General features: G+C 73.0%; 2 protein-coding genes. One reads left to right on the plus strand and one right to left on the minus strand.

From position 1 onward, the window contains the following. Positions 1–38: 38 nt before the first annotated feature. Complete coding sequence (locus tag ABZ570_RS16400) at positions 39–2,360, plus strand: lantibiotic dehydratase (protein ID WP_358063374.1); 2,322 nt, start codon at positions 39–41, stop codon at positions 2,358–2,360. Here ABZ570_RS16400 and ABZ570_RS16405 read toward each other — a convergent pair. Next, entirely contained in the window at positions 2,322–7,658 is a 5,337-nt protein-coding gene (locus ABZ570_RS16405; RefSeq protein WP_358063377.1) for an amino acid adenylation domain-containing protein, read from the minus strand. The genes ABZ570_RS16400 and ABZ570_RS16405 overlap by 39 nt on opposite strands. Positions 7,659–7,668: the final 10 nt, after the last annotated feature.

The following is a 7,668-nucleotide window of genomic DNA, read 5'->3' on the forward strand; positions in this document are numbered from 1 at the left end:
CGTCCCACCGCAGGTCCTTGGATGCATACCATTGCCGGATGCCCCACGAGCATCTCACGCCTCTCCCCGGAACCCCGTGGCACGTGTGGCGTTCGGCGCTGCTGCGGTCGGCCGGGTTCCCAGTGGCCGGGATGCAGCGGTTCGCCGCGCCCGCGCTCGCGGCGGCCGCCGACAGCTATCTCACCGGTGCCTGCGGCGCGGCCGCCTTCGAGGCCGCGTTCGACGCCGCCGCCACGGTTCTCGGCCGGGCCGTCTACGACATCGCCTGCGACGAAGCGTTCCGCACTGCGCTGGTCTGGCAGAATCCGGCCGTCCTGGTCGCGGTCGACGCGATCCGGCGCGACGGCCCGCACGCCCCGCGCAATCTCCGCCGGCGGCACCGCGAGGAGGTCATCGCGAAATACTGGCAGCGTTACTGCCTCAAGAACGACACCGTCGGCTTCTTTGGTCCCATCTGCTGGACAGAACTGGGCGGCCCCGGTCCCGTCGCCACGGTGCGCCCGGGTGCGGCGTTGACGCGTACCCGCCGGGTTTTTCTGGAGCGGTGGGCGCTGGACGCGCTCGGCGAGGCCTTCGCCCGCGCGGAGGGCGTGCGGGACTGGCTGCCGGTGCGGCTGGCGCCCCAGCTGACGCTGCGGGACGGGGTGCTGCTGCATCCGCACCGTGCGCCGCAGGCGCTGCCGCCGGCGACGGCCGCGCTGCTCACTCTGGCGCAGCGGCGATCGCGCGTCGCGGACCTCGCCGCCGCGCTGGTCGCGGACCCGGGGAGCGGGTTCCGCCGCGCCGCCGACGTGTACGCGCAGCTGGACGAACTCGCCGAGCGTGGCGTGCTGCGGATCGGGTTCGACCTGCCGATCGACCTCACCGCCGAGGATGTGCTGCGCGAACAGCTCGCCGCGATCGGCGACGACCTGGTCCGCGAACGGGTGCTCGGTGAGCTGGCCACCATCAGCGCACTGCGCGACGCGGTGGCCGCCGCCGACGGCCCGGACGCCCTGGCCGCAGCCATGTCCACCCTGGAGCGGAAGTTCGTCGAGCTGACCGGCCAGGCCGCGCAGCAACACCCCGGCGAGGTGTACGCCGGGCGCACTCTGTGCCATTTGGAAACCGTGCGCGACCTGGACATCAGCTTCGGTGACACGCTGCTGGAACGGCTTGCTCCGCTGGAGCCGCTGCTGCTGTCGGCCCGGTGGCTGACGGCGGCGATCGGCGACGCGTACGCCGAAGTGTTGGCCGGCCTCTACCGCGACCTGTCGGCCGAGTCGGCCACTGCGGACGTTCCACTGCCCGACCTGTGGTTCCTGGCTCAGGCGGTCGTGTTCGGGGCAAACCCGCCCGGCGCGGCCGTCACCGCCGATTTCCTGGCCCGCTGGGCGAAGGTGCTGGGCCTGGCCGACGCCGATGCCGACGCCCGGGAGCTGCGGTTCGGCGCCGCCGAGCTGACCGAGCGGGTCGCCGCGGCGTTCCCGGCCACCGCGCCCGGCTGGGCCGCCGCCCGGATCCACAGCCCCGACGTGCATCTGTGCGCCCCGGACGAGGCGGCCCTGCTGCGGGGAGACTTCACCGTCGTGCTCGGCGAACTGCACGTGGCCCTGGCCGCGTTCGACACGCACTTCTTCGCGTACGGGCACCCGGAACCGCAGCGGTTGCGGGACGGCATGCGGGCCGACCTGCCCGAGGGTCGGGTGCGGTTGCTGGCCCCGGTGGACTGGCCCCGGCACACGGCGCGCATCGCGGAATGGCTGCACGGGCCCGCCGACGCGCAGCTCGGCTTCGTCAGCGCCCCCGGCGCCGACCCGGACCGCCTGGTGCCGATCACCGGCCTCACCGTGCGACCGGAAGCCGACGGCAGCCTGCGGGTGCACGCGGGCGACGGACGGCAGTGGCCGCTGCTGGAGGTGTTCGCGCAGCTCTTCGACTACCAGGTGTTCGACACGTGGAAGCTGGCCGGGAACGTCGGGCACACCCCGCGTATCACTGTCGACGACCTCGTGCTGGTCCGCGAGACGTGGCGCACCACGGTCGGCGACACCGGGCTGCACAAGGTGAAGGGCGAGCGGGAACGCTACCTCGCGGTGCGGCGCTGGAGGCTCGCCCTCGGCCTGCCCGAGCAGATCTTCGTCCGGGTCGACACCGAGCTCAAACCCAGCTTCGTCGACCTGACCAGCGGCGTCTACACGCGGCTGCTGTGCACCCTGCTGCGCGGCGCGCACGCCAAGGGCGGCGACGGGGTCGGGTTGACCGTCACCGAGTTGCTGCCCGGCCCGGGCGACGCCTGGCTGACCGACGCGGCCGGCCAGGCGTACGCCTCGGAACTGCGACTACAGATCGTCGACCCGGCGCCGGCGCAGGTGCGGTAGCCACTCGGTGGCATCCGCCGGAGCGTCGGGCGTCTCGGTGTCGAACCGGCGCAACCGGCGCAGGCCGTAGGCGCCCAGCGACACCACGGCCAGGGCCAGCCCGGACACGACGAACGCGAACCCGAGCCCTCGGCCAGGGCCGGTTCCGATCAGGGCACCGACGCTGTCGGCCAGGGCGCCGCCCGGAGCGAACATCGGCTCCAGCACCGACCCGCTCAGCGGCACCAGCACGGCGAAGCCCAGCGGCAACGTCGCCCAGGTCAGCGTCTGGATGATCGCCAACACCCGACCGTGGAACCGCTGCGGCACCTTCACCTGGATGATCGACAGGTAGATGCCGTTGTGCAGGCCCAGGCCCAGGCCCACGCCGAAGCTGCCGAGCGCGACGAGCGCGAGGTTCGGGCGTACGCCGCTGAGCACCAGGCTGATCGCGACGCCGAACGCGATCGCGATCAGGGCGGGCATCCGGCGCCTGGTCGGGCCGCCCCACACCGCGATCACCAGTCCACCCAGGACGGCGCCCAGCGCCTCGGCGAACGCGACCGTGCCGACCTGGCCCATCGTGCCGAATGCGAGCACCATCGGCGGCACCAGCAGCAGGCTGGCCAGGCAGAGGTTGTAGAGGGAGAAGAAGCCCAGCATGGCCCGGAACCCCGGCTCCGCCCACGCCATCCGCGCCCCGCCGATCAGCTCGGCCAGGAACGGCTCCTTGCGCCGGCGCCCGAGCAGCTTGGGGAACTTCACCACCGCGAGCACGCTGATCGCGACCGCGTAGCTCACGATGTCGATCAGCAGGACGCCGGTCAGGTCGATCGCCGCGAGCAGGCCCGCCGCCAGCAGCGGCACCGCCAGCGAGCTGAGCCCCACGGCCAGCTGGGCGATACCGTTGGCGTGCCCCAGGTAGCGCTTCGGCATGACCTGCGGGATCGCGGCCAGGTAGGTGATGCGCTGGAACACCGACGCCGCGCCGAGCACACAGACCAGGGTGTAGACGGCGGCCAGCCCCAGCTGATCGGTCCACAGCAGGGTGGCCAGCAGCGCCTCTGCCGTCACCGCGGCCGCGCAGGCGGCGAGCAGCACCTTGCGCCGGTCGAACCGGTCCGCGACGGCGCCCGCGACCGGCAGCGTCAGCAGTGCCGGGAGGTAGGCGATCACTCCGGACAGGCCGAACCACAGCATCGACCCGGTGGTCAGGTAGACCCAGACGGGTACGGCCCACTGGGTCAGCGCCGAGCCGGTGGCCGAGATCAGCTGGCTGGCGGTGAGCGCCAGGAACCGGCGTACGCCGGGCTGCACGCCGGCGCCGGCGGTGACGGGGTCGGCGCTGGTGGCGGCCAGTTCCCAGGCGTCACCGGCGAGCCGGTCCCCGGTGGCCTGCGCGGCGGGGGGCTCGGCCAGACGGAGATGGGTCTGGGTGACCACCTCGGCGAGCGCCTTGGCCCGCTGCTTGATGAAGTAGTGTCCGGCCTGGTCGAGGACCACCAGCGCGGTGGATTCGCCGAGGAAGCTCCACTCGCGGTAGCGCTCCTCGTAATACTCGGTGAGCATGTCGTGGGTACCCACGACGGAGATCACCGGCGCGGCCACCTGGACCGGCTCAGCCTCCAGCCACTCGGTGAACTTCTCCTGCGCCTCGGCGGCCTCCCGCCGCACGTGGTAGACGAACCGGTCGACCTGCGCCTGGTCCAGGTCGGCCAGCTCGGCGCCGATCGAGCGGAGGAACGTCTCGTAACGCCGGTCCGCGCCCCGGGAATCGACCCAGTCGACCAGGCGGCCGAGCAGGTTGTCCGGCCGGGCCGCCGGGAACACGCCGCCCGCGTAGATCGCTTCGATCGGGCGGCCCTGCTCGTGCAGCCGCCGGGCGATACCGGTCAGCAGGGCGCCGCCGACGCAGTGGCCGTACAGGACCAGCGGGCCGTCCACCCGGTCCTGGATCTCGGCCACGCACCGGTCGACCAGCTCATCGAACGGCAGCTCCGTGTCGCTGACCCCGACGTCATGTCCCGGGACCGCCACCGAGAACAGCGTGTGCCCGGGCGGCAGCTCGTCCGCGAGCGGCTGGTAGATGCTGGCCAGCCCGCCGCCATAGGGTACGCACACGTAGGACCGCACCCGCTGCCCCGCCGGGACCGGCTTGGTCAGTTCGTAGAGCAGCGGCCGCCGGCGCTCCTGGTCGGCCGGGCCGTCGATCAGCGCGGCCAGCCCCTGCACGGTGGAGTGCTGGAACACGTCCATCACGCCGACGTCGGTGTGCCCGTACGCGTCGCGCAGCGTGGCCAGCATCCGGATCGCCAGCAGCGAATGTCCGCCCAGTTCGAAGAAGTCGTCGTCGAGCCCGACGTCGTTGACCCCCAGCACGTCCTGCCAGGCGGCGGCGATGGCCTGCTCGACCGGGGTGACCGGTGGCCGGCGCACGGCGGCGGGGCTGCCGTCGTGCACGGGCGCGGGCAGCGCGGCGGTGTCCAGCTTTCCGTTGGGCGACAGGGGCAGCGCGTCCAGCGGCACGAACGCCGACGGCACCATGTAGTCCGGCAGCTGCCGCTTCAGCGCCTCCCGCAGGGTTGCCTGGTCCAGGGCCTCGGTCCCCGCTGTCAGCGTCACGTACGCGACCAGGCGCTGGTCGGCGGGCGTGGCACCGCGTACGGTGACGGCGGCGGAGCTGATGCCCGGCTGCTCGCGGAGCACGGCGGCGATCTCCCCCAGCTCGATCCGCAGGCCGCGCAGTTTCACCTGGTCGTCGATGCGGCCGAGGAACTCCAGCGTGCCGTCGGTCCGCCAGCGGGCCAGGTCACCCGTGGCGTAGAGCCGCCCGCCGGTGTCGTCGAACGGGTCGGCGACGAACGTGCGGGCGGTGAGTTCGGGGCGGTCCAGGTAGCCCCGGGCCACCTGCACCCCGCCGAGGTAGAGCTGCCCGGCGATGCCGGCCGGCACCGGCTGCAGAGCCTGGTCGAGCACGTAGGTTCGGACGTTACGGATGGGCCCGCCGATCGGCACCCGGGTGACCCCGGCCAGCGCGGTGGGCGTGGCCGCCCAGGCGGTGACGTCGATCGCGGCCTCGGTGGGCCCGTAGAGGTTGTGCAGCGCGGCGGCCGGGAGGGCGGCCACGGTCCGGCGGGCGAGTTCGAGCGGTAGTTCCTCGCCGCTGCACACGATCCGCCGCAGCGATCCGCACCGGGCGAGGTCGGCGGGACCGGCCGTGGCCAGGAAGGCGTCCAGCATCGACGGGACGAAGTGGATGGTGGTGATCCGCTCCCGCTCGATCAGATTCCGCAGGTAGGCCGGGTCGCGGTGTCCACCCGGCTGGGCCAGCACCAGCCGCGCACCCACGATGAGGGGCCAGAACACCTCCCACACCGACACGTCGAAACCGATCGGCGTCTTGTGCAGCACGGCGTCGTCCGGTCCGAGCCCGAAGGTGTCCTGCATCCAGTCGAGCCGGTTGACGATGCCGGCGTGCTCGTTGATCACGCCTTTCGGTCGCCCGGTGGACCCTGACGTGTAGATCAGGTACGCCGCGTTGCCCGGCCCGGCGGCGGTGCCCGCAGCGGTCTCGGGCTGGTCCGGACCGGTCAGCGGCAGCACCACGCCCGGTGCCGTCAGCCCCTGCGGCACCTCGTCGGCCAGCAGCACCCCGGCACCGGCGTCCGCGAGCATGTAGGCCAGCCGCTGGGCCGGATAGTCCGGATCCAACGGCAGGTACGCCGCACCGGCCCGGTGAATGCCGAGCAGCCCGGCGACCAGGCGGCTGGAGCGGGGCTCGTGGATGGCGACGATCGACTCAGGCCCCACGTCGTGCACGATCAGCCGCCGTGCCACCTGCTCGGCGGCGGCGGACAACTCGGCGTAGGTCAGCCGGGTGTCGCCGTCGACCAGCGCGACCGCGTCCGGCGTACGCCGGGCCTGGTCGTCGAACAGCTCCGCCAGGGTGGTCTGGCGCACCGGGGCGTCGGTGGCGTTCCAGCCGGTCACGACCTGGGCGCGCTCGGCGTCCGACATGATCGGCAGCGCGCCCACCCTGGTCCGTGGCGCCGCGGCAGCGGCCGCGAGCAGCAGCAGGTAGCGGTCCGCGAACGCCTCCATGGTGGGGGCCTCGAACAGTGCGGTGTTGTACTCCAGCCGCAGTTCGTTCCCGGCGATCTCCAGCGACAGGTCGTCCATGGCGCCGCCGAACGCCGCACCGCGGCCGGTCGGCAGATGGTGGAACGTGACCTGATACAGCGGCGGTACGCCGGGGTCGCGGCGCACCGCCAGGTCCTCGACGAGCTTCTGGAACGGCATGTCCTGGTGGTCCCACGCGTCGAGCACGACGCGGCGCACCCGGCGGACCAGGGTCAGGAACGGCGGATCACCGGAGACGTCGGCCCGTAGCACCAGCATGTTCATGAACATGCCCAGCAGCGGCTCCAACTCGGCACGGTCGCGACCCACCACCGGCATGCCGACCACGATGTCGTCGCTGCCCGACAGCCGGTGCAGCAGCGCGACATAGGCCGCCAGCTGCACCATGAACGGGGTCGCGGCGGCCTGCTGGGACAGCTCGGGTAGCGCCTGCGCCACGCCTTCGGGCAGGGGGCGGCGTACGTCGCTGCCGCTGAACGTGCGAGTCGGCGGGCGGGGATGGTCGGTGGTCAGCGCGTGCACGGCGGGCAGGCCGGTCAGCGTCTCCCGCCAGTAGTCGCGCAGCTGACCCAGCCGAGGGCCGTCGAGGCGGTCGCGTTCCCAGGCGGCGTAGTCGGCGTACTGGATGCGCAGGTCGGGCAGGTCCGGCGCCCGGCCCGCGACGGCGGCGGCGCACAGCTCGGTCAGCTCGGCACGCAGGTTGAGCAGTGCGGTGCCGTCAAGGATGACGTGGTGCCCGGCGATCAGCAGCCACCAGGTGTCCGCGCCGAGCCGCAGCAGCCGCGCCCGCCACAGCGGTGCGCTGTCCATCGGCAGGTCGAGGCGGGCGTACTCGGCGACGCTCTCCGCGCGGGCGCGTTCCCGGTCCGGCTCGGTCAGCCCGGACAGGTCGGTCACCGGCAGCTCGATCGGCACGGTGGGGTGGATGTCCTGGTAGAGCTCGCCGTCGGTCAGGCGCAGGGTGGTGCGCATGGCCTCGTGCCGTTCGGTGACCGCCCGCAGCGCGGCGAGCGCCTGCTCCGGCCCCGCGCCTGGTGGCAGGGTGACCGCGTCGGTCATCGTGAACAGCGGCTGCCCGGGGCTGAGCTGGGCGGTGAACCAGACCCGCTCCTGCGCGTAGGAGGCGGGGACGGTGTAGGCGTCGCCCACCGCCGTGAGGTCGTGCCGCAACTCGGTCATGCGGTGTCCT

The organism is Micromonospora sp. NPDC007271 (assembly GCF_040634005.1).
In the GTDB taxonomy this organism is placed as follows: domain Bacteria; phylum Actinomycetota; class Actinomycetes; order Mycobacteriales; family Micromonosporaceae; genus Micromonospora.

What these genes read in the sequence shown, in the direction of transcription:
- ABZ570_RS16400 (WP_358063374.1), top strand. Translation starts at nt 39, where the DNA reads ATGCCCCACGAGCATCTCACGCCTCTCCCCGGAACCCCGTGGCACGTG.
- ABZ570_RS16405 (WP_358063377.1), bottom strand. Translation starts at nt 7,658, where the DNA reads ATGACCGAGTTGCGGCACGACCTCACGGCGGTGGGCGACGCCTACACC.